This is a genomic window from Acidovorax sp., from assembly GCF_027492855.1.
Lineage (GTDB): Bacteria > Pseudomonadota > Gammaproteobacteria > Burkholderiales > Burkholderiaceae_C > Acidovorax.
Genome location: NZ_JAPUDY010000099.1, coordinates 81,805 through 107,587 on the forward strand (window position 1 = coordinate 81,805; position 25,783 = coordinate 107,587).

Here is a 25,783-nt window from a genome sequence, read left to right on the forward strand (position 1 = left end):
GGCGGTTCAGGCTGCTTTCTTGACGGGGGCGAAGGTCTTGGTGTCGAGAATCTTGAGCGTGGCGCTCACGCTGCCGGTGCGGCCATCTTCGAACTTCACCTGTGTTTCGATGTATTGCTCGGCACGGCCCGCGTAGAGCGCGTCCACCAGCACGCCGTATTTCTCGGCGATGAAGCCACGGCGAACCTTGTTGGTGCGCGTGAGCTCGCCGTCGTCGGCATCAAGCTCCTTGTGCAGCACCAGGAAGCGGCTCACCTGGCTGCCAGCCAGCAGGGTGTCGCTGGCCAGGTCGGCGTTGACCTTCTCGATGCATTCGCGGATCAGTTCGTACACATCGGGCTTCTGGGCCAGGTCGGTGTAGCCCGCGTAGGGCAGGTTGCGGCGCTCGGCCCAGTTGCCCACGGCGTCGAAGTCGATGTTGACCATCACGCACACCTTCTCGCGACCATCGCCCAGGGCAACAACCTCTTTGATGTGCGGAAAGAACTTGAGCTTGTTCTCCACGTACTTGGGGGCAAACATGGCGCCGTCGTTGGCGCCGCCCTTGATGCGGCCCACGTCCTTCACCCGGTCGATGATCTTGAGGTGGCCGTGCGCATCGAGGAAGCCCGCGTCACTGGTGTGGTACCAGCCGTCTTCGGTCAGCACCTCGGCCGTGGCCTTGGGGTTCTTGTAGTACTCCTTGAGCAGGCCGGCCGACTTGACCATGATCTCGCCGTTGTCGGCCACCTTGATCTCCACGCCACGGATGGGCACGCCCACGGTGTCGGCGCGGGCCTGGTTGTCGGGTTGCAGGCAGACAAACACGGCGGTCTCGGTGGAGCCGTAGAGCTGCTTCAGGTTGATGCCGATGGAGCGGTAGAAGGTGAACAGGTCGGGGCCGATCGCCTCGCCCGCTGTGTAGGCCACGCGCACGCGGGAAAAACCCAGGGTGTTGCGCAGCGGTCCGTACACCAGCAGGTTACCGAGGGCGTACTTGATGCGGTCGAGCGTGCCCACGGGTTCGCCGTCCATCAGCGCCGGACCCACGCGCTGGGCCACGGCCATGCAGGCGTGGAACATCTTGCGCTTGATGGCGCCTGCGTCTTCCATGCGGATCATCACGCTGGTGAGCAGGCCTTCAAAGATGCGCGGGGGCGCAAAGTAATAGGTGGGGCCGACTTCCTTCAAGTCTATGGTCACGGTGCTGGCCGACTCGGGGCAATTGACCACGTAGCCGCAGGCCAGCCACTGCGCATAGCTGAAGATGTTCTGGCCGATCCAGGCCGGGGGCAGGTAGGCCAGCACTTCCTCGTTGCTGGTGAGCTTGTCGAACTCGGCGCCTGCCGAGGCGCGGTCGAGCAGCGTGCTGTGGGTGTGCACCACGCCCTTGGGGTTGCCCGTGGTGCCCGAGGTGAAGAACATTGCAGCCACGTCGTCCGGCTGGGCCTTGGCCACCTCGGTACGGAACCACTCGGGGTGCTTGGCCACATGGGCCTTGCCGGATTCGATCAGCGCGTCGAGCGACGCGAGGCCTTCTTCTTCGTAGTTGCGCAGGCCGCGCGGGTCGTCAAAGAAAATGTTCGAGATTTGTGGGCACTGCTCGCGGATCTCCAGCAGCTTGTCCACCTGCTCCTGGTCTTCCACCAGGCAAAAGCGCACCTCGGCGTTGTTGAGCGGGAAGATGCATTCGGCGCCCACGGCGTCCTGGTACAGCGGCACGGGGATGGCGCCCAGCGATTGGGCGGCCAGCATGGTGGCGTACAGGCGGGGGCGGTTGGCGCCGATCACTACCATGTGCTCATGGCGCTGCAGTCCGGCCACATGCAGGCCTGCGGCCACCTGTTCGACCAGGCGCACCAGATCGGCCCAGCTGTGGGTTTGCCAGATGCCATATTCTTTTTCACGCAGTGCCGGGGCCGTGGGGCGCTCGGCAGCATGCTTGAGCAGAAGTTGCGGGAACGTGGTCTTCATTCCGGTTCCTAAAAGTAAGGTGGTGTCAGCCCGGTGACTGCCGGGGACGCAAGCCTGTGGTTGCGCGATGGGGGAATGCTAGGGCTGACTTTGACGTTATCTTGTCTTGCCGACGACAATTTAGGGGAAACTACCCGCTGGGTGAAACCCTGCCTTTGCCTGTTGGAGGTGTTAGGCGGCAGTCAGCACCCCAGAACCGGGCTGGGCATCGGGGCGGCTTCATCCCAGGGCGGTATCCTCAAGGCATGTACGCCCCGTTTTTCGGTCTTCAGCATCCTCCGTTTTCTATTGCCCCGGACCCGCGCTATCTGTTCATGAGCGAGCGCCACCGCGAGGCGCTGGCGCATCTGCTCTATGGGCTGGATGCGGGTGGGGGCTTTGTGCTGCTCACCGGCGAGGTGGGGGCGGGCAAGACCACGGTGTGCCGTTGTTTTCTGGAGCAGATTCCGGCGCACTGCAACGTGGCCTACATCTTCAACCCCAAGCTCACGGTGGGCGAGCTTTTGCGCTCCATCTGCGATGAGTTCGGCGTGCCTCACCAGCCCACCACGGCGGGGGGGGAGACGATCAAGGACTACATCGACCCGCTCAACGCATCACTGCTGGCAGCGCATGGCGCGGGGCGGAACACCGTGCTCATCATCGACGAGGCGCAGAACCTCTCGGCCGATGTGCTGGAGCAGTTGCGGCTGTTGACCAACCTGGAGACCAGCGAGCGCAAGCTGCTGCAGATCATCCTGATCGGCCAGCCGGAGCTGCGCGCCATGGTGGCCAGCCCGTCGCTGGAGCAGTTGGCGCAGCGCGTGATTGCGCGCTTTCACCTGGATGCGCTGAGCCCGCAGGAGACCCAGCAATACATTGCCCACCGCCTGGCCGTGGCGGGTTTAAACGGCCCGCAGCCCTTCAGCCCGCGCGCCGTTCGGCGTGTGCACGCGTTGTCGCGCGGCATCCCACGGCGCATCAACCTGCTGTGCGACCGGGCGTTGCTCGGCGCCTACGCGGCGGGCGTGCGCGAGGTGCGCTCGGCCATCGTCAACCGCGCGGCGCGCGAAGTGTTCGATACCCCTGCCACGGCCGCCGCAGCGCGCGGCAGTGCGCGCAAGGCCTTGCCACGCTGGGCGGTGGCGGGCCTGGGGGCCGTTGCCGGTGCGGTGCTGGTGGCGGCCGGTGGCTGGGCGCTGGGCGGATGGCCGTTGCCACTGCAGCGCGTGGTGCAGGCGTCCCAGGGTGCTGCTGCGCCACGGTTGCCAGCCAGCGCGGCATCAGCGTCGGCGTCGGCTGCTCAGGCCGTTGCGCCGCTGTCCGATCTGCAGCAATTTTTGGCCGCACTGCCCGCCAGCGATGCCCCGGCATGGCAGGCCCTGGCGTCCAGCTGGGGGGCCAGCGTGCCCGATGGGGCGGACGCCTGCGCAGCGCTGCCGCGCGATGGGCTGCGCTGCTACCGCAACCGCCGTGCGGGCCTGAACCTGGTGCGTCAGCTTGACCGGCCGGTGCTGCTGGCACTGTTCCCCTCGGCCGACGGCGATGCGGCTGTGTCCGCCGTGCTGCGCAACCTGGATGCAGAGACGGCCACGCTGGAAGGCGCAGGCCGTACGCTGCGGGTGCCGGTGGCCGAGTTGGCCCAGGTGTGGCGCGGCGATATGGCCACCCTGTGGCGCACACCGCCTGACATGCCCGACAAGGGCGAGATCGTCGACACCCGTGCTGGAGCGGCCTGGCTCGACAAACAACTGGCCATGGCGGCTGCGGGTGGCGCCGGGGCCGGTGGTGCTGGTGCGCGGACCACAGCGCCGACCGCGCGCGAGGCCCGCATCCAGCAGTTCCAACTGGCCCAGGGCGTCACGCCCGACGGCCGCGCTGGCCCCCTGACCCTTATGTTGCTCAACCGTGCCAACGGCGTGAGCGAACCGCGTTTGCGCACTGGAAGCTGACCCCCATGTCCTACATCCTTGATGCGCTGCGGCGCGCGGAAGCCGAACGGGGCCGGGGCGCTGTGCCGGGCCTTCACACACAGGCCGTTCCCGTGCCTGGCGCGGCCCCTGTGGCCGGGCGCTCTGTCACTACTCCAGCGCTGGTGGCTGCTGCCGTGGTGGCGGTGGTGGCCGCGATTGCGGCGGGGGCCTGGTGGGCGATGCAGCGCTCGGCGCCTGCGGGCACGGTGGTGGCCGCTGCACCCGCTTCAGCCGCGCCTGCTGCTGCACCGGTGGCGCCCGCCGCGCCCATCACGCCAGCAGCCCCGGTGCCCGCAACCGAGCCTATGCGGGCGGCGGCACCGCCGCAGCCCGAACCTCGCCCCGCCGAGCGGCGCAAGGCGGAACCTGCACGTGAAAAGCCCGCCCCGGCGCCGAGTGCGCCCCGCGCCGTGCAGACCGAGCCCGCACGCACGCCAGCCGTGGCGCCCCTGCCGGCCCTCCCTAAGGAACCTGCAGCCGCGGCCGCACCCACCGGCACCGTCTTTGCGCAGACCGATCTGCCCGACGCGGTGCGCTCGCAGTTGCCCACGCTCAAGATCTCCGGGGTCACCTACTCCAGCAACCCGGCCTACCGCATGGCCATCGTTAACGGGCAGGTGCTGCACGAGGGCGACCCGGCCGGCCCGGGACTACTGCTGGAGAAGATCGAGCCCAGCCGGACGGTCTGGTCCTTCAAGGGCTACCGGTACGGGTTGGCGTCCCAATAGCGGTGCGTTTTGTGTGAAATTGGCCTCTAGCGCTTGATGAATAAGCGCTAATAGCTATAAATTTAATAGCAAATTGATGAATCGGGCGGCACATCCCGTCAGCGGATGAAGCGTCCATCGCGCGCCACCATGGTCAGCTCCACGAAGTGGGAGGCATTGCGCTCGGGCGTGCTGGCATGGATATCGAAGCCGCCCAGGTCCCACTTCTTGAGGTTCCAGGTGGCGTCGATGAAGGCCGCGCGTGTGGGGTTGCGGCCGGCGCGCTGCAGGGCCTCGGCGAACACACGGGCATTGATGTAGCCCTCCAGCGCCAGGTGCGAGGGCTCGGCCGTGGCGCCCGAAGCCTTCCAGGCGACCTGGAACTCGCGCACCACGGGCATCACCACGTTGGTGGGCAGCGGTACGACCTGCGAGATCGCCATGCCCGTGGCGTCCGCGCCCAGGGCCTTCACAGTGGCGGGCGTGCCCATGACGGACAGCGCATACAACGTCACGCCGCGCTGAAGGGCGCGGAAGGCCTTCACAAACTCCAGGGTGGGCTTGCCTGCCAGGCCGATCACGATGGCCTCCAGGTTCTCACCCGCCAGTTTGGCGGCTGCGGTGGCGGCATCCGAGGCGTTGTTTTCGACGGTCACGGTTTGCGCCTTGGGCAGCTTGAGCCGGTCCATGGACTGCTTGGCTGAGTTGAACACCTCTTTGCCGAAGGTGTTGTTCTGATAGACGATGCCGATGCGCTGGATGCCCAGGGTGGACAGGTGTTGCACCAGCTTGTCGGCCTCGTCGGCATAGCTGGCGCGGATGTTGAAGACGCTGCGCGCCTTGGTGCGGCTGAGCTGCGCGCCGGTAAAGGGCGCGAAAAACGGAATACCGCTCTCGATCACCTTGGGCAGCATGGCATCGATCATGGGCGTGCCCATGCAATTGAACAGGGCGAAGGTGTCCCGGTCGGCCAGGAACTGCTCCACATTGGCCAGCGCCTTGGGTACATCGTAGGCGTCGTCCTGTGTGACCAGCTCAATGGTTTTGCCGTGAATGCCGCCGCGCCCGTTGATGGCTGCAAAGGCCGCTTTGGCGCCCTGGTGCATGGCCGATCCGAGATCGGCCAACGGGCCGGTGAGGGCGGTGGACTGCGCGATCTTGAGCACGCTCTCTTGCGCACGGGCGTTGCCGCCCAGCCCCAGCCAGGGCAGGCTGACGGCAGCAGCGGCGAGGATCTGGCGGCGGGCCAGCGGGCGCGGGGCGGAAGGCGCCCGCTGGGTGGGCTCAGCGGGGTGTGGCGGTTTTTTGTGCATGGTGTTGGCCTCCTGAGGGATCCCGGCCCAGTGGCGGGTCTGTGTGGGCGAGGCGCCATCATCCCGGCCTAATTGACATTTTTTTGTCAATCTGACGACAATCCGGGCTATCGTATTCCCGGTATTTCCATGCTTTTCGCGCCTTTGTTGTGCGTTGTTTCTTGAGCTTTGATGCTGTTCCTGTCACGGTCTTTCGCATGAATCAGGATCTTTCACTGCACCAACGGCGCAGACCCCCTACGTCGGACGAACTCGACGGCATCCCCTGGCTGAGCTTGTTGTTACCCGCCGAGCGCGAGCGTGCCGTGGCCTCATTGCTGGTGGGCGATGCCAAGGCGGGCGATTACGTCTCCCGCGTGGGCCGGCCGGTGACTTACTGGTTTGGCGTGGTGGAAGGTTTGCTCAAGATGAGCAGCGATGACGAGCAGGGCAAGACCATGACCTATGCGGGCCTGCCGCCCGGTGGCTGGTTTGGCGAGGGCACGGCCCTCAAGCGCGAACCCTATCGCTACAACATCCAGGCGCTGCGCAAAAGTGTGGTGGCGGGGCTGCCGATCGACACCTTCCACTGGCTGCTGGACCATTCCATCGGCTTCAACCGCTTCGTGATGAACCAGCTCAACGAGCGCCTGGGCCAGTTCATTGCCGCGCGTGAGATCGACCGCCTGAACAACCCCGATGTGCGTGTGGCGCGCAGCCTGGCCGCGTTGTTCAACCCCGTGTTGTTTCCCGGCGTGGGCGAGGTGCTGCGCATCACGCAGCAGGAGCTGGCCTATCTGGTGGGGTTGTCGCGCCAGCGGGTGAACGAGGCGCTGACGGCGCTGGAGCAGCAGGGCGCGATCCGCGTCGAATATGGCGGCTTGCGCGTGCTGGACCTGGCCGCGCTGCGCTGCAGCATCTTTCAGTTGCGGGGGGCTTGAAGGCTGGCGCGCCGCGCAGGGGCTGGCAACGGCACTGCGGCCGGGCTTTGTGTGTTCCAGCTGTTGTCATCGCCGCCGTCGTTGCGTGTGAGGCGGAAGGTGCCCACCACATGCGTGAGGCGGCCCGCCTGGTCCTTGAGGCTGTCGGCCGCCGCTGCGCCTTCTTCCACCAGCGCGGCGTTCTGCTGCGTCATCTCTTCGAGTTCGCCCACCGACTGGCTCACGTGGCCGATGCGCTGGCTTTGCTCCTGCGCGGCGGCCGTGATCTCGCCCATGATGTCGGACACATGGCGCACTGACAGCACCAGCTCCTCGATGGTTTTGCCCGCATGGTTCACCAGGGTGCTACCCTCTTGCACCTGATCGACGCTGGCGCCGATCAGTGCCTTGATCTCGCGCGCGGCATTGGCCGAGCGGCCGGCCAGGTTGCGCACCTCGCCCGCCACCACGGCAAAGCCCCGGCCCTGCTCGCCCGCACGGGCGGCCTCCACGGCGGCGTTGAGCGCCAGGATGTTGGTCTGGAAGGCGATACCGTCGATCACGCTGATGATGTCGGCGATCTTGCGCGAGCTGGCGCTGATGGTGTCCATGGTGCGCACCACCTGCGACACCACCTCGCCGCCGCGCGTGGCGGCGTCCGAAGCCGTGGATGCGAGCTGATTGGCCTGGCGGGCCGAATCTGCGCTTTGCGACACGGTGCCGGTCAGGTCCACCAGCGCTGCGGCAGCGCTTTGCAGGTTGTGCGAGGTCTGCTCAGTGCGTTGGCTCAGGTCGAGGTTGCCCGAGGCGACCTCTGAGCTGGCCACGAGGATGGAGTCGGCGGTCTGGCCGATTTGGCCCACCAGGGTGCGAAGGCGCTCCTGCATGGCAGCGATGGCGTCGAGCAGGCGGCCGGTTTCGTCGTGGATGCGCACCTCCACCTGCGAGGTGAGGTCACCGCGCGCAATGCGCTCGGCCACCACCACGGCACGGCCCAGGGGCGCCGTGATGCTGCTGGTGATGCGCCATGCGATCAGCACGCCCAGGCCCATGGCTAGCAGCACCAGCAGGCCGCCCACCAGGCGGGCTCTTTTTTGGGTCTGTTCGCTGATGGCGGTGGCTTCGGCTTCCAAGGCGCTCTGCAGCTCGATCAGCTCGTGCAGCTTGGCGAGCCAGGCGGTTTCTTCGGGGGCCACGCGTGTCATCAGCGCCAGCGTGGCGCTCACGGTGTCGCCGTCGTCGGCGGCCTTGATGGCGTTGGCGAGTTCGGGGCGCGCTTTGCGTCCCAGCGCCTGCACTTCGGCCAGCAATTGGACCTCTGCCGGGGTGGCGCTGGCGGGCGTCAGCAGCGCGGCGAGGGCTGCCTCCTGGGCCGCGTAGTCCTTCAGCGTCTTGCCGACGGCGTTGATCTGCTCGCGCGCCTGCTTGGGGTCGATGTCGTTGAGCATGGCGGCCGACCGGCTCTGGATGCCGATGGCGCTCACGCTCTCCAGCATGCTGTTGACCAGCTTGGACTTGTTGGCGCCAGTGCCGGTGATCTGGCGCATCTGCTCATGTACCTGGCTCACCGACAACTGCCCCAGCGCAGCCACCGCGATGATCAACACCAGCATGCAGCCAAACCCCAGGCTGAGCCGGCTGGAGATTGACAGGGATTTGAAGAAGGAGGGGGCCGGCATGGGAATCCTTGTCTCTCGGGGTGTCTTGGTTTGAGTCAATCAGAACGGTGCGATCGGACCGGAAAAAGGCGGGGCAGAGTCCTCAGGAGGCCGGCGGAAGGTCGCAGCAGTGTAGGCAGAAATCATCGGGCCTGTCATGAAGGTTGAGGATGGCGCCATGCCTGGAATGCATGAGCGAATTGTTACAAATTAACCAGCCTTCGCCCACCATGGATACGCACAAATATGCAACAAAAAAATGAGAAGCTTATGTCGTCATAAATTGCCTTAGCGCTTTATCCTATTGCATTTTTTGCTATCATTTTTGACTATTTCGAAGGTCTTGAGGTTGCCCTTGAGACAGCGAAGCGGGAACCTATCAGGTATAAACCTGTAACAGCTGCGAGGTCTTTGATGCATTCCATTTTTCACTCTTCGGCGCTTCGTACCGCCGTGGCCGCACTCACGGTGGCTGTGTTGGCGGGTTGTGCAGCCGTGCCTGCTCCCGACAATGGCCTGCGCGAGACGGTGGTCGCCGTGACGGCGTCGCACGACATCATCACCTTCCGCGCTGGGGAGCCTGCCCGTGTCTTGGAGCGGCGACCGGTGACGGGCTTGCCCGCGGGCGAGCGGTTGGTGGGCATCGACTTTCGCGTGGCCAAGGGCGTGTTGTATGCGCTGACGCAGGCCGGGCGCCTGTACACGCTCGACATCCCGACAGGCGCGCTGCGCCCGGTGGGGGCGGCGCCCGCCGCGCTGCCACTCATCGGCACGGTGTTCGGCTTTGACTTCAACCCGGCGGCAGACCGCATCCGCGTGGTGTCCAACACCGGCCAAAACCTGCGCCTGCACCCGGACACCGGTGCGGCCGTGGACGGCGATCCCGCAGTGGATGGCGTGCAGCCCGACCCCGCCTTGCGCTATGCCTGGGGCGACGTGAATGCCCAACGCCAACCCGACATCGCCGGGGCAGCCTATACCTATCACCCGAGCGACAGCAAGCTCACCACCAACTACGCCATCGACCGCGCGTTGGGCGTGCTGGTCATGCAGGGCTCGCGCGAGGGCACCACGCCGGTGGTCTCGCCCAACTCGGGCCAACTGCGCACTGTGGGTTCGCTGGGCCTGGGGCCGCTCACCGATGCGGCTTTCGACATCGCCGACGTAGGCAACACGGCGTTGATTGCCGTGCGCACTGCGGCGGACAACAAGACCCGTTTGCACCAGGTGGACCTGGCCACCGGTGCCACACGGCCCCTGGGCGTTGTGGGCGATGGCGTTCCCTTGCTGGGAATGGCGATCGAGCCATGACATCTGGCGACGCGCGCCGTTGGTGCCTGGCCCCCGCGGCGCTGTGCGCGGCGGGCCTGGCGGGGTGGGGCCTTGCCGCCCAGGCGAGCACGTTGTTGGTGGACGTGTCGGAGGCGTCGGGCAAGCCGCTGGCGGACGCTGTGGTCTTTCTGGACTCCGCCGAGGCCCGCAAACAAGCCAAGCCGCTGGCCGGTGTGGAGATGGCGCAGGAGCAAAAGCAGTTCGTACCCGGCGTGCTGGTGGTGACGGCTGGAACTGAGGTCCGGTTTCCCAACCGGGACACGGTGCGGCACCATGTGTATTCGTTCTCAGCCGCCAAGAAGTTCGAGCTCAAGCTCTACACAGGCACCCCTTCCAACCCCGTGCTGTTCGATGTGCCTGGCGTGGTGACGCTGGGTTGCAATATCCATGACCAGATGGTGGGCTGGATCCTGGTGGTGAACACTCCCTACTACGCGCGCACATCCGTTGCCACCGGCAAAGTGCAACTCGACAATCTGCCGCCCGGTGTCTACACGCTGCGCACCTGGCATACGCGCTTGCCGGTGGGGGCTCCGGCCCTGGAGCAGACGGTGACTGTGCCCGCCACCGGTGCCGTCACGGCCTCGGTGCGCATGACGGGGCTGCAGCCTTGAAATGGCTGCGCCACGCCCGGCGCAGCTTGATCCTGCGGTTGGTGGGGCTTTCGCTGCTGCTGCTCCTCCTCGTGCAGGTGGCGGGTTTTGCCGTGGTGCGCGCGTCCATCGACCGCAATGCCCGGGCCCAGATCGCGCGTGCGCTGGACCTCGACGAAAACATCTGGCGCCGCCTGCTTGAACAAAAAGCCGACGGGTTGCGGCAGGGCTCGTCCCTGCTGGCGGCCGACTATGGTTTTCGTTCGGCGGTGAACTCGGGGGACGAGGAGACCATCCAGTCGGTACTGGAGAACCACGGCAGCCGCATCGGGGCTGCGGTGACGGCCCTGCTGGACACCGACATGACGCTGCGGTCCGTCAGCCTGTCTGGCCGCATGGAGCAGTTTCCCGCCACGCTGAGCCAGGTGGTGCCGCGCCTGGCCACCCGGCCCGAGGGTAGCCAGGTGGCCGTCATGGACGGCGTGCCCTACCAGTTTGTGATGGTGCCCATGCGGGCGCCCGTGGTCATCGGCTGGGTGCTGATGGGGTTTCCGATCGATCAGTCGCAGGCGGATGAAGTGCGCCAGTTGCTCGCGGTGCATGTGGCCCTGGTCGTCAAGGAGCCGGGCGGCATGGCGAAAGTGCCGGTGAGCACGCTGCCACCCGACGCCCTCGCGGTGCTGCAGCGCCAGGGCGGGGTGGCGGGCGAGATTCGGACTGCCGAAGGCACGCTCTTGGCGCGCTCCAGTCCGCTCAATAGCGTGGGCGGAGAGGTGCATTCGCTGTTGCTGCGTTCGGTGGACGAGGTGGTGGCGCCCTACCGCCAACTGCAGGTGTTGCTGGCCATCATCACTGCGGCAGGTGTGCTGCTGTTTGCCGTGGGCGCTGGGCTGATGGCCCAGTGGCTGACCACGCCGCTGCGCTCACTGCTGGCGGCCACACAGCGGCTCTCGCGCGGTGAATACGACACGCCGCTGGCGCACACCGACCGCACCGACGAGATTGGTAACCTCGCGCGCTCGTTCGACCACATGCGGGTGGGCATCGGCGCGCAGCAAACCGAGATCCGCCGCCTGGCCTATTGGGACCGCCTGACTGGTTTGCCCAACCGCGAGCGCTTTCGCGAAGCGGTGGTGCAGGCCATTGCAGGCCACACGGCCGCACCCCAGCCATTGGCGGTGCTCACCCTCGATCTGGACCGTTTCAAACATGTCAACGACGTGCTCGGCTATGGCTTTGGCGACCGCCTGCTGCAGGCGGTGGCCGATCGCCTGAGCCATCAGGTGCGTTCGTCCGATGGCATGGTGGCGCGCTTGGGGGGCAACGAGTTCGCCATCCTGCTGCTGAAAGCAGACGCTACCGCCGCGCACGACATGGCCCAGCGCATCAACCACTCGTTCGAGGAGCCTCTGGCTTTCGAGGACCAGACCGTGGATTTGAGCGCTGGCATCGGTTTTGCCTGCTGGCCAGGCGACGCCGACGATGCTGACACCTTGCTCAGCCGCTCGGAGATTGCGATGTACGCGGCCAAGCGCCAGCTCAGCGGGGCGCAGCAGTACGACGCCGCTTTTGACTCGGCCAGCGCGCAGACGCTGTCGCTGTTGACCGAGCTGCGCCGCGCGGTGGAACACGATGAGCTGCGCCTGTACCTGCAGCCCAAGGTGCCGCTGCACGGCCAGCCTGGCCTGTCGGCCGAAGCCCTGGTGCGCTGGCAGCACCCGCAGCGGGGGCTGGTGCCGCCCATGCAGTTCATTCCGTTTGCCGAGCAGACGGGTTTTGTGCGCCAGCTCACGCTGTGGATGTTTGAAGAGGTTGCGCGGCTGCTGGCCGACCCGCGCGTGCGCGGCCTCCCGCTCAGGGTGTCGGTCAATCTCTCCACCCGCGACCTGCTGGACCCGGAGCTCAGCAACCGGCTGGCCGACATCCTGGCGCGCCATGGCGTGGCGGCTGATGCCTTCTGCCTGGAGATCACCGAAAGCGCGATCATGGACGACCCCCAGCGCGCCGAGGCCATGCTTAACCGCTTGTCTGAGCAGGGCTTCAAGCTGTCCATCGACGACTTCGGCACGGGGTACTCGTCGCTGGCCTACCTCAAGCGGCTGCCGGTGGATGAGCTCAAGATCGACAAGTCTTTCGTGATGGGCATGGAGACGGGCGAAGACGACGCCATGATCGTGCGCTCGACCATCGACCTGGCGCACAACCTGGGGCTCACGGTGGTGGCCGAGGGCGTGGAAACCGCCGCCATCCTGGAGCAACTGCGCGCCCTGGCCTGTGATGAGGCGCAGGGTTACCACATCACGAGGCCTCTGCCCGTCGATGATTTCCTGTCCTGGCAGGCGCGCCAGGGGTAGAAATCTGCATTTTTTCCTGCCGCAACGGCGCTCAGGGCGCGGTCGGACGCATGGAATGTGGACCCCGGTCGGCCCGCAGGCGAAAATACGCGCAATGTCTTCTTCCTCTTCTCGCCCGCCAGCCGGTCCTGCTGCCGCCCCGGCCACCGATGCCGGCGGCCCCCCTTCTTCGGCGCCTGCGGCGCCACGCCCCGTGCTGCGCCGCCCCACCTTGGCGGCCAAGCCCGCGCCCGCGCGGCCTGCGCCGCCGCCCCGAGCCCCCCGGCCCGCCCGTTCACCCGCTCCGCCCAGCTACCGCACGGCGTCTGGTGCCTTTGTGGCGCCGGTGCGCCAGGTGCCAGCGCCAGCGACGGGGATGGTGGGAGGCTTGCTCACCTCGCGCCTGAACAAGCGTATGGCCGAGCTGGGCCTGTGCTCGCGGCGCGAGGCAGACGACTGGGTGGAGCAAGGGTGGGTCAAGGTCAACGGCCTGGTGGCGACCATGGGCCAGCAGGTCACGGCGGCCGACCGCATCGAGGTGGACAAGATCGCCCAGGGGTTCCAGGAGCAGCGTGTCACCATCCTGCTGAACAAACCCATCGGCTATGTGAGCGGCCAGGCCGAGGACGGCCACACGCCTGCCGTGGCGCTGATCAACCCCCGCACGCACTGGCGCGATGACCCCAGCCGCAACCGCTTCTCGCCGCCGCAGCTGCGGGGCCTCGCGCCTTGCGGGCGGCTGGACATCGACTCGGTGGGCCTCTTGGTGCTGACCCAGGACGGCCGCGTGGCCCGGCAGATCATTGGCGAGGACTCTGAGATGGAAAAGGAGTACCTGGTGCGCGTGGTCTACCCGGCACCGGGACAGGCGGTGGCTCGCCACCCCGGCGAGCGCTCTGCGCCGCTGCAGGAAATTGACGAGCGTGATCCGGTCAGCACCAACGTGCAGGCAGTGTTCCCCAAAGAGTTGCTGGAACGCCTGCGCCATGGCCTGAGCCTGGACGGCGAGGCGCTCAAGCCCGCCAAGGTCGATTGGCAAAACCCCGAGCAACTGCGTTTTGTGCTCACCGAGGGCAAAAAGCGCCAGATCCGCCGCATGTGCGAACTGGTGGGGCTCAAGGTGGTGGGGCTCAAGCGCATCCGCATCGGCCGCGTGACCCTGGGCAACCTGCCCGTGGGGCAATGGCGGTATCTATCACCCAACGAGCGCTTCTGAGAGCAGCCAGGCTCCGGACGTAACCCCCAACCCTTTTTGGATCGGAGCCTTTCACATGCCCTCTTCGCGGTCAGTACGCCCACGCAACGGCGCACCAGCGTCCAGAACCAACCCGCTGCGGCAGTTGCGTGCCTCGGACCTGCGCGGGGTGGCCCGTCTGGCGACGCAGGCCACCACCAGCATCAGCCGTGTGGCCGAGGGCGTGCACCAGTCGGTGCGCGGCACCATGGGGCTGCCGGGTGGGGCCCAGCCGGGCCGCGCCGGAGGGCTGACCGGCATGGTGTACCAAAGCATCCGCGGGGTAACGCAATGGGTGGATGCCGGCCTGCAGGCAGGGCTTGAACGGCTGGAACCGTTTTTCCCGGTCAGCGCGCCCGCCACCGAGGTGCTGTGGGAGCGCGAGGCGGTCATCGCCGCCCTCAACGGCGTGATGGGCGACCGGCTGCAGCAGGACAACAACCCGCTGTGCACACACATGGGCTGGTACCAGCAGGGCCTGCCGCTTGACGTGCATGCCCTGGGCGCCTCGGGCGCGGCCACGGGCAAATTGCTGGTGCTGGTCCACGGGCTGTGCATGAACGACCTGCAATGGCTGCAAGGCGGCCACGACCACGGTGCTTACCTGGCCCAGGCCCTGGGCTATACACCGGTGTACCTGCGCTACAACACGGGCCAGCACATATCGACCAATGGTGCTGAGTTGTCGTCCCTGCTTGAATCCCTGGTGGCCTCTTGGCCCGTGCCCGTGACAGAGCTGGCCGTGCTGGCCCACAGCATGGGCGGGCTGGTGGTGCGCAGCGCGTGTCAGCATGCGGCCACCCTGGCCAAGGGCTCCAGTGGCTGGTTACCCCGGCTGCGCCAGGTGGTCTTTTTGGGCACGCCGCACCATGGTGCGCCGCTGGAAAAGGCCGGGAACTGGGTGGACGTGCTGCTGGGCAGCACCCCTTATTCACGACCGTTTACTCGCCTGGCGCAGTTGCGCAGCGCGGGCATCACCGATCTGAGGTACGGCCATGTGCTCGATGCCGATTGGCAGGGCCGAGACCGTTTCCGCAGCCGCCCGGATCAGCGCACCCCCGTGCCTTTGCCCGCCGCAGCGGCCTGCTACGCTGTTGCTGCCACTTTGGCCGCGCGGCGCAGCCCCGTGGCCGAGCGGTTGGTGGGGGACGGGTTGGTTCCCTTGCACAGTGCGCTTGGCATCCATGATGATGCGAAACGAGGGCTGGGTTTTGCCAAGGACCGGCAGGCTGTTTTCTACCGCCTGGGCCATCTGGCGTTGCTGGGCGATGCTGGCGTGGCACAGCAGCTTGCGCAGTGGATGGCGCCGGACTGATGCCTCGGTGACTGTACGGCCCGCTTTTCTCTGCGGGCGGTGTGCGCCAGATGCCGGGGTGCGGCTACGATGTGGCCAAGGACATGTAACAAGGAGAAACTAGTGAGCGATGTGAAATACCGTCTGGTAACCCGCAGCGACTTTGACGGCCTGGTTTGTGCTGTGCTGCTCAATGAACTCAATCTCATTGACGAGATCACCTTTGTTCATCCGAAAGACATGCAGGATGGCAAGATCGCCATCACCAGCCGCGACATCACCACCAACCTGCCTTACGTGCCGGGGGCACACTTGGTTTTCGACCACCACGAGTCCGAAACCGTGCGCAACTCGGGCCGCCGGGATGAGAGCCACATCATCGAGGCGCATGCCCCCTCGGCAGCGCGGGTGGTTTACAACTACTACGGCGGCAAGGCGGCTTTCCCGCGCATTACCGACGACATGATGGTCGCCGTGGACCAGGCCGATTCGGCCCAGTATTCACGCGAGGACATTCTCGACCCCCAGGGCTGGGTGCTGCTGAACTACATGATGGATTCGCGAACGGGCCTGGGGCGCTTTCGGGAGTTTCGTATCAGCAACTACGCGCTGATGATGGATCTCATCCGGTATTGCCGCGACCACACCATCGAACAGATTCTTGCCCTGCCCGATGTTCAGGAGCGCGTGGCCTTGTACCGCGAGCATGCCGCCAAGGCCAAGGAGCAATTGCAGCGCTGTGCGATCTGCATCGGCAAACTGCTGGTGCTGGACCTGCGCGACGAAGACACCATCTGGGCCACCAACCGCTTCATGGTCTATGCATTGTTCCCCCAGTGCAATATCTCCATCCACGTGATGTGGGGGCTGCAAAAGCAGAACACGGTGTTTGCCACGGGCAAGTCCATCCTGGACCGCAGCAGCCAGGTGCATGTGGGCAATCTCATGCTGGAGTTTGGCGGTGGAGGCCATGCCGCTGCTGGCACTTGCCAGGTGCCCAACGACAAGGCCGACACCATGCTGCAGACGCTGGTCCAGCGGATCAGCCTCGAAAACTGAGGGGTCTGATCCGCCTTGGGGCCCGCTCAGTCTTCGCCGAACAGGACCCGGTAGATAGCGGCGCCCAGCAGCGCGCCTGCAATGGGTGCTGCCCAGAACACCCACAGTTCCGACAAGGCGTAGCTTGGACCAAACAACGCGGGGCCAGTGCTGCGCGCCGGGTTGACCGAGGTGTTGGTGACCGGAATCGAGATCAGGTGAATCAGCGTGAGGCACAGGCCGATGGCCATGCCGCCCATGCCGTCAGCGGCACGCCGCGAGGTCGCGCCCAGGATCACGATCAGGAACACCGCCGTGAGCACGACCTCGGTCACTACGGCGGCCATCAGTCCGTAGCCACCAGGGGAGTGTTCGCCGTAGCCGTTGGTGGCAAACCCGCCGATGTTCGCGCCGGGCTTGCCAGTGGCGATGAGGTAGAGCGCGCCCGCAGCGGCAATAGCGCCCAACACCTGTGCCACGACGTACCCTGGCACTTCAGACGCCTTGAAGCGCCCGCCCAGTGCCAGGCCCACAGAAACCGCAGGGTTGAAATGCCCGCCGGAGATGGGCCCCAGTGCATAGGCACCCGTCAGCACCGTCAGGCCAAACGCCAAGGCAACCCCCAGAAAACCAATACCCAGCTCCGGGAATGCCGCAGCCAACACCGCGCTGCCGCAGCCGCCAAAGGTGAGCCAGAAAGTGCCGATGAACTCGGCGGACCATTTTTGAAAAGAGGTGGGCATGGTGTTTGTCCAGGGGGCAAATGGGCCAGACTGACCCGTGCAGGCTGGCGGTGAAGGCGGCATCTTAGGTGGGCAAAATGCGCAAAACAATCGCTAAGTGAGTGCAAATTGTTAACAATGCTTCTCAACGCGCGGATTTGCCGAGCCGGTCGTGGGCGGGCTGTTGGCCTGCTGCGCGCCATGGGCCTTGAAATTGGCCAACCTGCCCCGAGGTGAACACGCGCAAACGTCTTTTGCACCGCAGGGTGCCCAAGAGCATTTCTTCTGACCGTATCTGCCTACCAAAACAAACACCATGAGCACCAAACAGACCCTGTCTTTCCAGGCCGAAGTAGCCCAGTTGCTGCATCTGGTCACCCACTCGCTGTACTCCAACCAGGAAATCTTCCTGCGCGAGCTGATCTCCAACGCCTCGGACGCGTGCGACAAGTTGCGCTTTGAAGGCCTGAACAACTCCGCGTTATTCGAGGACGTCCCCAACCTCGAAGTGCGCGTGAGCTTTGACAAGGACGCCAAGACACTCACCATCACCGACAACGGCATCGGCATGAGCCAGCAGGAGGCCATCGACCACCTGGGCACCATCGCCAAGAGCGGCACCAAAGACTTCATGGGCAAGCTCAGTGGTGACCAGAAGCAGGACGCCCAGCTCATCGGCCAGTTCGGCGTGGGCTTTTACTCCGGCTTCATCGTGGCCGACAAGATCACCGTGGAATCGCGCCGTGCGGGCCTGAAGGCCGACGAAGGCGTGCGCTGGGTGAGCGGTGGCGCGGGTGATTTCGAGGTCGAAACCATCACCCGCCCTGCGCGCGGCACCAGCATTACCCTGCACCTGCGCGACGATGCCGAGGAATACCTCAACGCCTGGAAACTCAAGCAGGTCATCGCCAAGTATTCCGACCACATCAGCCTGCCCATCCTGATGGAAAAGGAAGAGTGGAAAGACGGCGAGCTGATTAACCCCAGCGACGAAAACGGCGGCCGCCAGCCCGGCGGTATGGTCAAGACCGGCGAGTGGGAGACCATCAACAAGGCCAGCGCCCTGTGGACGCGTCCCAAGAAGGACATCACCGAAGAGCAGTACACCGAGTTCTACAAGGCCATCAGCCACGACCACGAGGCCCCGCTGACCTGGGCACATAACCGCGTGGAGGGCAACACCGAGTACACGCAGCTCTTGTACATCCCCGCCAAGGCGCCGTTCGACCTGTGGAACCGCGACAAAAAGGCCGGTGTGAAGCTGTACGTCAAGCGCGTGTTCATCATGGACGACGCCGAGGCGCTGATGCCCACTTACCTGCGCTTTGTGAAGGGCGTGATCGATTCGGCCGACCTGCCACTCAACGTGAGCCGCGAGCTGCTGCAGGAAAGCCGCGACGTGCGCGCGATTCGTGAAGGCTCCACCAAGCGGGTGCTGAGCATGCTGGAAGACCTGGCCAAGCATGACAAACACGACGCTGCCGCCGATGGCGTGACCGACATGGTCGATGCCGACGACAAGGCCAAGGAAGGCAAGTACACCGCGTTCTACAGCGAGTTTGGCTCCGTGCTGAAAGAGGGCCTGGGTGAAGACTTTGGCAACCGCGAACGCCTGGCCAAACTGCTGCGCTTTGCGTCCACCACCAGCGACGCCGTGACGGTAGGTTTTGCCGACTACAAGGCGCGCATGAAAGAAGGCCAGGAGGCGATTTACTACATCACCGCCGACACCCTGGCCGCCGCCAAGAACAGCCCGCAGCTCGAAGTCTTCAAGAAGAAGGGCATCGAAGTGCTCTTGATGACCGACCGCGTGGACGAATGGGCGCTAAACTACCTGCACGAGTTCGATGGCACCCCGCTGCAAAGCGTGGCCAAGGGCGCGGTCGATTTGGGCACGCTGCAGGACGAGGCTGAGAAAAAGGCTGCCGAAGAGGCGGCGGAAGCCTTCAAGCCCATGCTCGCCAAGCTCAAGGAAGCCTTGAAGGACAAGGCCGAGGATGTGCGCGTGACCACCCGCCTGGTCGATTCACCCGCCTGCCTGGTGGTGCAGGACGACGGCATGAGCACGCAGCTTGCGCGCATGCTCAAGCAGGCTGGCCAGCAGGCGCCGCAGGCCAAGCCCGTGCTGGAGGTGAATGCCGAACATGCGCTGGTGAAAAAGCTCGAAGGCAGCGTGCACTTCCATGATCTGGCCCACATCCTGTTCGATCAGGCTCTGCTGGCCGAAGGCGGCCTGCCCGAAGACCCCGCCGCGTATGTCAAGCGTGTGAACGCGTTGCTGACCTGACATTGAAGGCCTGAAAGGGTCCTGTTGCTGCAGAGCAGGGCCTTTATTCAGCGCATGTGCATGAAACCCGGACGCCTGCTCAGGCGGTCCGGGTCTTTTTTTGGGTAGCCCAAGGCGGGCTGTCCTCTCTGCATCAAAGATCCTCGGGCTGCGCCTCGTCTGCACCATGAGGCGAGCATGCGCCTGGTTGCGCTCCTGCGGGCGTCGTCGATCGGGGCTTTGAGGACCTCGCTCTATGAGAAAAAGACCGTGTAGCCCATTCCTTATGAATGGCTTTGCATAAGGGGTGTGAGGCGAGTTGCTCGTAACTTGTCTCTAATTGTTGTGATCTGTATCAATGTTGCTTTGATATGTGCACATATGTGGTGGGCGCAATACGGATTGCGTCAAGTGACAGTCAACGATTGTTGCAACGCGGCACGTGCAGCGCTTCGTCGGTAGATTGAAGTCTCGCCTCTGGTCGCTTGACTAGGCGGTTTTACGTACTCCCTCAAGCTTTTTTTTGCCAACCTCAAAAGGGGCTGGTGAAGTCGCGGCGTGGCCAAAAAAAGCTTGGGCTGTCCACTTCATAGGAGAGCTTTATGTTCAGCCGACTGTTGCGGTTCTGTGTCCGCGCCGGTTCTCTCGGTCAACCAGCACCAATGCACCCGAAATCATTGGTGTCCGATCATCACTTGTGCGCAGAACGCACGAACTTGGCCCCCCGTACTCAGGTCAGTGCGGTGCGCCGCTTTCGTTGGCTGTTCCTGGCGACAGGTTTGTTGGCGGGTGCTGCTCTCGCGCAGTCGGCCGATCTTGTGGTGAACCATTCGGACTCTCCGGACCCTGCTCCAGCGGGCGGCATCGTCACGTACACGCTGCGTATCGACAACAACGGGCCTAACACGGCCGTCGGCGCCACCTTGACGGACACGTTGCCGTCAGGCTCAGTTTTCATTGACGTGAGCACAACCGCAGGCACTTGTAATCAAGCTGGCGGTGTTGTCGATTGCGCCATAGGCGACATTCCCTTCAATGCCAATCAAACCGTGACCATCCGTGTGCGTTTGCCGTCCGCGGGGGTGTGGACCAACACGGCATCAGCGAGCAGCTCCACCCCAGACCCCAATACCAGCAACAACCTCAACAGCACCCAGGTCGGAACGACCACGCAAGCAGCCAATCTCTCGCTGACGGCAACGCCTTCAACTCCCAACGTGAATGCGGGTCAGCCCTACACCTACGCGCTGCAGGCCGCCAACCAGGGGCCAGACGCTGCAGATGGCAGTCAGAGAATCACCTTCACGGTGCCGAGTGGTGCGTCGATCACGGCGGTCCCTTCGGGCTCCGGGTGGTCGTGCAGCCCCTCCAGCGGCTATCCGATGAACAGCGGCAGCGTGACCTGCACACGCACCGGGACTCTGCCGGTTGGCGCCTCCACAACGGTGTTGACGGTGCCCGCAGTTTCCAACGTGAATGGCACGGTGGCAGCGGCATTCTCGGTGGCGGGCACCAAGCCCGACAACTCAGAGATGCCTGACAGTGACTTGAGCAACAACACGGCCACCGCAGACGTTGCATCCAGCGCAGGTGCCGACGTGTCGATCACCAAAACGGCAGCCAGCGCCAATGTGGCTCAGGGCGCCAACATGGTGTACACGCTTACACCGCGCCTCAATGGTGGGGTGTCGCTCGCTGGTGAGACCATCACAGTGACAGACACGTTGGGAGCTGGGCTGACGTTTGTGTCTGCCGCGGGAACCGGCTGGACCTGTGATGCCACCATTACTTGCACGCGGCCCGGCTACACCGGTGCCAATTTCAGCAACATGCCCCCTATCACGGTCACTGCTACCGCAACCACCACAGGCACATTGAGCAATACGGCAAGCGTCGGCACCGCGCTCACCGATTCGGCGCCTTCCAACAACAATGCCTCGGTGAACGTGAATTCCACCAACGAGGCGGACATGCGGATGATCAAGACGGCCAGCATCAATCCGGTGGTTCCGAATCAGCAGTTCAACTACACCCTGACAGCTAACAATCTGGGGCCCTTGGCCATCCCTGCAGGGCAGACCATCACCATCACCGACACGGTGCCTGCGGGCGTCACGCTGAGTGCCCCGCTCACGGCCACTGGCTGGAGTTGTGATCCGTTGCCCTTCACCGGGCCAGGGTCCTGGAGCTGTTCGCGTGCCACCGGCCTGGGGGCCAACAGCAATGCGCCTGCTGTTACGGTCTCGGCGGTGCTGACGGGAACGGGCTCTGCAACCAATAGCGCTTGCGTGGCGCTGAGCGGTGGCGCTGGTGGGCGGGCTGACAGCAATCCGGGCAACGACTGCACGACCGTCGTCGTCGCGTCCACCACAACCCGGGCCGATTTGCGCGTGGTGTCCAAGACTGCCACGCCCAGCTCCGTGGTCGCGGGCCAGAATCTGACCTACGTCATTACCGTGAAGAACGAGGTGGGGGGTGATACAGCCACCAATGTGGTGGTGTCAGACACCTTGAACAACCTGGTCAGTACGGGGGGATTCCAATCCGCAATGGCATCGCCGTCGGGCTCTTGTACGCCCAGCACTGTGCTCAATGTCACATCGGTGGACCTGAGTTGTAACTTGGGGTCTCTTGCCCCGGGTGCCCAGGCCACGGTCACGGTGGTGGTGCGCCCCAATGCGGCTGTCACCGGGCCGCGCACCAACACGGCCACCGTGCGCTCCACCGATGTGGGGGACCCTGACCAAACCAACAACAGCGGCAGTGTGACCAGCACGGTCACGGCCATCGTGGACATCACCACGGCCAAGACCGCGACCCCGGCCGCCGTCCCTGCAGGCGCACCCATCACCTATGTGGCGACGATTCGCAACACAGGCCCTTCTACTGCGCAGGCGGTACAGATGGTGGATACGTTGCCATCGAATGCTGCTTTCATCGATATCGTTTCAGTGGGTGGCGGCGGCACTTGCACGCCCATCACCGCAGGGACGGTGGGCGGCACGCTCACCTGTAATTGGACAAGCATCAACGCAGGTGTCCAGCAGACGGTGACCTACCGCATGCGCCCCTTGGCTTCAGCGGTGGGTGGCACGGTGGTCAACCGCGTGGCGGCGACCACGACCACGGCCGAGTCGGATGGAACCAACAACAGCGCCACCACCACCACCACGGCAGTCACTGCGCCGCGGCTCGATCTCCTGCTGAACAAGAGTGACAGCGCCGACCCGGTGAACCTGGGGCAGTCCACAACCTACACCATCACCGTCACCAACAGCGGCCCTTCGTATGGCACGAATGTGGTGATGACGGACGTGTTCCCAGCGCCAAGTTCATCGCCCACCGCCACGTTCAGTTACCAGGGGGCGCTGACGGTCAATGCCGGGGGCACGTGTACCCAGCCTTCGGTGGGCGCCACCAGCGGCACGCTGCGCTGCACCTTCCCGGGGCTCAGTAGCGGGCAGACGGCCACGGTGACCTATGCGATGCGGGCCGAGGCGCTGACCGTGGCTGGGGCCACGGGCGGCACCACCTTCAACCGGGCGAGCGTGACGGTGGACGAAACAGAGACCACGCTGACCAACAACGTGGTGACACACGATACTTCTGCCCGCCGCACCACTGTGGCGACGGACTTGGCATTGACCAAATCCGCGCCTGCAGGGCCGTTGGCGCCAGGGGCGGCCCTGGACTACACCCTCGTGGTGACCAACAACGGCCCCTTGGCAAGCGATGGCGCCCAGGTGGTGGACACATTGCCTGCGGGGTTGACCTTTGTCTCGGCCACGGGCTGCGTGAATGTGGCGGGGACGGTGCGTTGCTCGATCGGGGCGTTGGCGGTGGGCGCATCGCGGACCTTCACGATCCAGACGACGCTGAGCTCGCCCTACAGCGGTGCAAGTCCGCTGGTCAATTCCGCCACGCTGGATGCGCCGGGCGACACCAATGCCGCCAACAACACGGGCACAGCCAGCACCGCGGTGACGGTGCCGCCTGGTGGTGCCAACGGCATCCCCACCTTGTCGGAATGGGGACTGATTCTTTTGTCGTCCTTCCTGGGCCTGATGGCATGGGCGCAGTTGGGGCGGAATCAGCGTCGGCGCCGCTAGCCGGTGTTGTACGTAATTTTTACCCCGATACCCCGGTACCCGCGGAGATGATTGGGGAATGTCAGGCCGACCCGCGTGAGCGTGTCGGCCTTTCTTGTTTCCTCATAATGTCGGCTTGGCCTGCTTGCCCCTCTTGGTTGCAGGTGCCACCGCCATCCGGAACTTTTCATGCTGCGTTTTTTTCTGACTTTTTTGGTGCTTCAGCTCACTTTTTTTGGCATCAACATGCTGGGTGTGGTGCAGCAGCATGTGGTGCTGCCATGGACCGCGCTGCTGGCCCGCCTTTGTGTGACCTTGGTGACATTGTTTGATGAAACCGCTGCGGCGGCTGGCAAAGTGTTGTGGAACACCGTCACTGGATTTGGCGTCTCGATCGAGCCTGGGTGCAATGGCATCGAAGCCTGCATCGTGCTGTTTGCCGCCGTGATCGCGTTCCCCTCGTCCTGGCGCCACAAACTGGTAGGGCTGGTGGTTGGTTTTGTTGCAATCCAGGGGCTCAATGTGGTGCGGGTGATCAGCCTTTTTTACCTGGGGCAATGGAATACACAGGTCTTCAATTTTGCGCACGAGTACCTTTGGCAGGCGCTGATCATGCTCGATGTACTGATCGTGTGGCTGTTGTGGGTGCGCGCTGGTAGCAAGGCGGCGCAGAGCACGGTGGCGCCGCCGCCTGCTGCCGCAGCTTGATTCGATACTTACGGCTCGCTGTACTAGGAGTTTTTGCATGCGCCGCCTGTCCCCGTTGACGACTTTTGTGCTCTCCGCCTTCGGATGGATTCTGGTGCTCACTGTCCTGTGGTCGATGGTGTCTGCCTGGACTTCGTACCCTGTGGGGGTGCTCTCGCACATGGCGCTGGAGCAAGGTGCGCCTATATGGGTGCGGCAAGTGCATTTGTCGCCCGGCGCGATGGAAGTGGACACCACGATTTCTATCCCGGTGCCCGAGGCGGGGGGGCGCCGCGGAGAGATCACGATTGAGGCCAGCCCCGCGCGGTACGCCTACGGGTTGCCCATTTTTATTGCACTGGTACTCGCTGCCCGTGGGCGAGGCCGGTGGAGCCGCGTATTGGCGGGCTACGCGCTGTTGCTTCCCTTCCAGGCGTTCAGCCTGACGATGTATTCCCTGATGCAGATAGTGATGGCCACGCAGGCCAATATCCGGCTGCTGCGCGTCTCTCAATGGCAGATGGAGGCCATCGTGTACGGCTATCAGTTGGGGTCTTTGGTGTTGCCCACGCTGGTCCCCATCCTGTTGTGGCTGTGGATGGACAGGAAGTTTGTGAGCGACGTGTTGATACGGGGCTGGCGCGAGTCCTTGCCTCCTGCCGCGCCCCAGTCTTGAGCGCTCACGTCTTTGGCGCTTTTTTTCCATCGCGCTGGCCGCCACTTGCTGCTTGCCAGCAAGCAAGCCTGTCCTTGACTATGGGTTGCGCACCGAGCCTTGCGCCTCGTCCCGCAAAGGCCGTTGCACGGTATCCTTGAGATCGCGAACACGCTCTGTCGGACGCGCTTCGGCGATGGGCAGGCGCGGTGGCGCAGAGGCGGTTCCTGTGTTCAGGGGGTCCAGCCGATACCCCATGCCGTAGATCGCCGAAATGGTGTAGCCGTTGGCCTCGGTCAACTCCAGCTTGGTCCGCAGGCGCGACATGTGGGTGTCCAGCGACCGTGAAGAGGTTTCGCTGGCATCGCCCCACACGGCCTCGCGCAGGTGGGTGCGTGACAGCAGGCGCCCCGCGTTGCGGAACATGAACAGCGCCAGTTCGTATTCGCGGTTCTTGAGTTCGATGGGCTGGCCGTGTACGTACAACGCGCGTTTGTCGGCATCAAAGCTGTAAACGCCAAACGCCATGCGCGCCCCCATGCTCTCCGGAAAGGCGCGGCGCAGCAACGCAGCGGTGCGCGCGACGAGCTCTCCCATGCGCAGGGGCTTGCTCATGAAGTCATCCGCACCGCGCGACAGCGCTTCGATCACGTCGCGCTCCTCATTGCGGCGCGTGATGAACAGGATGGGCAATTGCATGCCGCTCATCTCGCGCACTGTTTGCACGATTTCAGGACCTTCTATGTCAGGAAGGTGCCAATCGGTGATCAGCAGGTCGAAGGTTTCGAGCCGCAGGGCTTTGAGCAGGCTGGTGCCGTCGGCATAGGTGTGGCACACATGGTGATGACATTCCAAGGTGCCCTTGATCTGCTCCAGCAGGAGAAGATCGTCGTCAAGGACTGCGATGCGCATGATGGTGTGCTTGCGGGCCGAGGCCCCGTGGGAATCAACAAAGCCTCCCCTTTGGAGGAGACGCTTTGATGTTGCCCCACATCGGCTTGCAGTGCGCATGGGTTGACAATCGTTTGCAATAGCTATCCGCCATAAACAAATTGGGTT

The 25,783-nt window shown here is 64.5% G+C and carries 18 protein-coding genes; 13 read left to right on the forward strand and 5 right to left on the reverse strand.

The features are described 5' to 3' along the window. Window positions 1-6: 6 nt before the first annotated feature. The gene (locus Q0105_RS18700; protein WP_298213874.1) at window positions 7-1,953 is read right to left on the reverse strand and encodes an AMP-binding protein; all 1,947 of its coding nucleotides are present in this window, start codon (window positions 1,951-1,953) and stop codon (window positions 7-9) included. Between the two features lie 245 nt (window positions 1,954-2,198). Here Q0105_RS18700 and Q0105_RS18705 point away from each other — a divergent pair, with 245 nt between their 5' ends. Further along, on the forward strand, window positions 2,199-3,884 hold the full coding sequence (locus tag Q0105_RS18705) for an AAA family ATPase (RefSeq protein ID WP_298213876.1): 1,686 nt from the start codon (window positions 2,199-2,201) through the stop codon (window positions 3,882-3,884). A 5-nt stretch (window positions 3,885-3,889) separates the two neighbouring features. Further along, window positions 3,890-4,633: a general secretion pathway protein GspB gene (locus tag Q0105_RS18710; RefSeq protein WP_298213878.1), complete on the forward strand. Its 744-nt coding sequence runs from the start codon at window positions 3,890-3,892 to the stop codon at window positions 4,631-4,633. 98 nt (window positions 4,634-4,731) lie between these two features. Here Q0105_RS18710 and Q0105_RS18715 read toward each other — a convergent pair whose 3' ends face one another. Next, window positions 4,732-5,925, reverse strand: a complete 1,194-nt coding sequence (locus Q0105_RS18715; RefSeq protein WP_298213880.1) for an ABC transporter substrate-binding protein — start codon at window positions 5,923-5,925, stop codon at window positions 4,732-4,734. A 197-nt stretch (window positions 5,926-6,122) separates the two neighbouring features. On the opposite strand from Q0105_RS18715, the gene Q0105_RS18720 reads away from it, so the two are divergent. After that, window positions 6,123-6,845 carry a Crp/Fnr family transcriptional regulator gene (locus tag Q0105_RS18720; protein WP_298213882.1) on the forward strand — a complete coding sequence of 241 codons (723 nt, stop codon included), beginning with the start codon at window positions 6,123-6,125 and terminating at the stop codon, window positions 6,843-6,845. On the opposite strand, the gene Q0105_RS18725 is transcribed toward Q0105_RS18720, so the two are convergent. Further along, a complete protein-coding gene (locus tag Q0105_RS18725; protein ID WP_298213884.1) occupies window positions 6,827-8,503 on the reverse strand; it encodes a methyl-accepting chemotaxis protein in 1,677 nt (558 codons plus the stop codon). The genes Q0105_RS18720 and Q0105_RS18725 overlap by 19 nt on opposite strands. A 393-nt stretch (window positions 8,504-8,896) precedes the next feature. On the opposite strand from Q0105_RS18725, the gene Q0105_RS18730 reads away from it, so the two are divergent. The 6 genes from Q0105_RS18730 (at window position 8,897) to Q0105_RS18755 (ending at window position 16,327) form a co-directional block, all read left to right on the forward strand. Then, window positions 8,897-9,793, forward strand: coding sequence for a DUF4394 domain-containing protein (locus tag Q0105_RS18730; RefSeq protein WP_298213886.1), 897 nt, complete (start codon window positions 8,897-8,899; stop codon window positions 9,791-9,793). Beyond that, complete coding sequence (locus Q0105_RS18735) at window positions 9,790-10,428, forward strand: methylamine utilization protein (RefSeq protein ID WP_298213889.1); 639 nt, start codon at window positions 9,790-9,792, stop codon at window positions 10,426-10,428. The genes Q0105_RS18730 and Q0105_RS18735 overlap by 4 nt, the downstream gene beginning before the upstream one ends. Then, the gene (locus Q0105_RS18740; protein WP_298213891.1) at window positions 10,425-12,761 is read left to right on the forward strand and encodes an EAL domain-containing protein; all 2,337 of its coding nucleotides are present in this window, start codon (window positions 10,425-10,427) and stop codon (window positions 12,759-12,761) included. The genes Q0105_RS18735 and Q0105_RS18740 overlap by 4 nt, the downstream gene beginning before the upstream one ends. Window positions 12,762-12,855: 94 nt before the next feature. After that, the gene (locus Q0105_RS18745) at window positions 12,856-13,956 is read left to right on the forward strand and encodes a pseudouridine synthase (RefSeq protein ID WP_298213892.1); all 1,101 of its coding nucleotides are present in this window, start codon (window positions 12,856-12,858) and stop codon (window positions 13,954-13,956) included. 55 nt (window positions 13,957-14,011) lie between these two features. Continuing rightward, window positions 14,012-15,289 carry an alpha/beta hydrolase gene (locus Q0105_RS18750; protein ID WP_298213894.1) on the forward strand — a complete coding sequence of 426 codons (1,278 nt, stop codon included), beginning with the start codon at window positions 14,012-14,014 and terminating at the stop codon, window positions 15,287-15,289. A gap of 102 nt (window positions 15,290-15,391) precedes the next feature. Then, window positions 15,392-16,327, forward strand: a complete 936-nt coding sequence (locus Q0105_RS18755; RefSeq protein WP_298213896.1) for an exopolyphosphatase — start codon at window positions 15,392-15,394, stop codon at window positions 16,325-16,327. A 26-nt stretch (window positions 16,328-16,353) separates the two neighbouring features. Here Q0105_RS18755 and aqpZ read toward each other — a convergent pair whose 3' ends face one another. Continuing rightward, entirely contained in the window at window positions 16,354-17,049 is a 696-nt protein-coding gene (gene aqpZ, locus Q0105_RS18760; RefSeq protein ID WP_298213898.1) for an aquaporin Z, read from the reverse strand. Window positions 17,050-17,344: 295 nt separating this feature from the next. Between aqpZ and htpG the strand changes: the two genes are divergently transcribed. The 4 genes from htpG (at window position 17,345) to Q0105_RS18780 (ending at window position 24,745) form a co-directional block, all read left to right on the forward strand. Continuing rightward, window positions 17,345-19,315 (forward strand): molecular chaperone HtpG, encoded by a 1,971-nt coding sequence (gene htpG / locus Q0105_RS18765; RefSeq protein ID WP_298213900.1) that lies wholly within the window; start codon window positions 17,345-17,347, stop codon window positions 19,313-19,315. A gap of 695 nt (window positions 19,316-20,010) precedes the next feature. Next, the gene (locus Q0105_RS18770; RefSeq protein WP_298213902.1) at window positions 20,011-23,403 is read left to right on the forward strand and encodes an IPTL-CTERM sorting domain-containing protein; all 3,393 of its coding nucleotides are present in this window, start codon (window positions 20,011-20,013) and stop codon (window positions 23,401-23,403) included. Window positions 23,404-23,571: 168 nt separating this feature from the next. Continuing rightward, the gene (gene xrtH / locus Q0105_RS18775) at window positions 23,572-24,090 is read left to right on the forward strand and encodes an exosortase H (protein ID WP_298213904.1); all 519 of its coding nucleotides are present in this window, start codon (window positions 23,572-23,574) and stop codon (window positions 24,088-24,090) included. Between the two features lie 37 nt (window positions 24,091-24,127). Further along, the gene (locus Q0105_RS18780) at window positions 24,128-24,745 is read left to right on the forward strand and encodes an exosortase H-associated membrane protein (RefSeq protein ID WP_298213907.1); all 618 of its coding nucleotides are present in this window, start codon (window positions 24,128-24,130) and stop codon (window positions 24,743-24,745) included. A 78-nt stretch (window positions 24,746-24,823) separates the two neighbouring features. Here Q0105_RS18780 and Q0105_RS18785 read toward each other — a convergent pair whose 3' ends face one another. Next, window positions 24,824-25,636, reverse strand: coding sequence for a response regulator transcription factor (locus Q0105_RS18785; RefSeq protein WP_298213909.1), 813 nt, complete (start codon window positions 25,634-25,636; stop codon window positions 24,824-24,826). Window positions 25,637-25,783: the final 147 nt, after the last annotated feature.

Coding starts and splice junctions, on each gene's coding strand:
- Q0105_RS18700 (WP_298213874.1), bottom strand. CDS start 1,953: ATGAAGACCACGTTCCCGCAACTTCTGCTCAAGCATGCTGCCGAGCGC.
- Q0105_RS18705 (WP_298213876.1), top strand. CDS start 2,199: ATGTACGCCCCGTTTTTCGGTCTTCAGCATCCTCCGTTTTCTATTGCC.
- Q0105_RS18710 (WP_298213878.1), top strand. CDS start 3,890: ATGTCCTACATCCTTGATGCGCTGCGGCGCGCGGAAGCCGAACGGGGC.
- Q0105_RS18715 (WP_298213880.1), bottom strand. CDS start 5,925: ATGCACAAAAAACCGCCACACCCCGCTGAGCCCACCCAGCGGGCGCCT.
- Q0105_RS18720 (WP_298213882.1), top strand. CDS start 6,123: ATGAATCAGGATCTTTCACTGCACCAACGGCGCAGACCCCCTACGTCG.
- Q0105_RS18725 (WP_298213884.1), bottom strand. CDS start 8,503: ATGCCGGCCCCCTCCTTCTTCAAATCCCTGTCAATCTCCAGCCGGCTC.
- Q0105_RS18730 (WP_298213886.1), top strand. CDS start 8,897: ATGCATTCCATTTTTCACTCTTCGGCGCTTCGTACCGCCGTGGCCGCA.
- Q0105_RS18735 (WP_298213889.1), top strand. CDS start 9,790: ATGACATCTGGCGACGCGCGCCGTTGGTGCCTGGCCCCCGCGGCGCTG.
- Q0105_RS18745 (WP_298213892.1), top strand. CDS start 12,856: ATGTCTTCTTCCTCTTCTCGCCCGCCAGCCGGTCCTGCTGCCGCCCCG.
- Q0105_RS18750 (WP_298213894.1), top strand. CDS start 14,012: ATGCCCTCTTCGCGGTCAGTACGCCCACGCAACGGCGCACCAGCGTCC.
- aqpZ (WP_298213898.1), bottom strand. CDS start 17,049: ATGCCCACCTCTTTTCAAAAATGGTCCGCCGAGTTCATCGGCACTTTC.
- htpG (WP_298213900.1), top strand. CDS start 17,345: ATGAGCACCAAACAGACCCTGTCTTTCCAGGCCGAAGTAGCCCAGTTG.
- xrtH (WP_298213904.1), top strand. CDS start 23,572: ATGCTGCGTTTTTTTCTGACTTTTTTGGTGCTTCAGCTCACTTTTTTT.
- Q0105_RS18780 (WP_298213907.1), top strand. CDS start 24,128: ATGCGCCGCCTGTCCCCGTTGACGACTTTTGTGCTCTCCGCCTTCGGA.
- Q0105_RS18785 (WP_298213909.1), bottom strand. CDS start 25,636: ATGCGCATCGCAGTCCTTGACGACGATCTTCTCCTGCTGGAGCAGATC.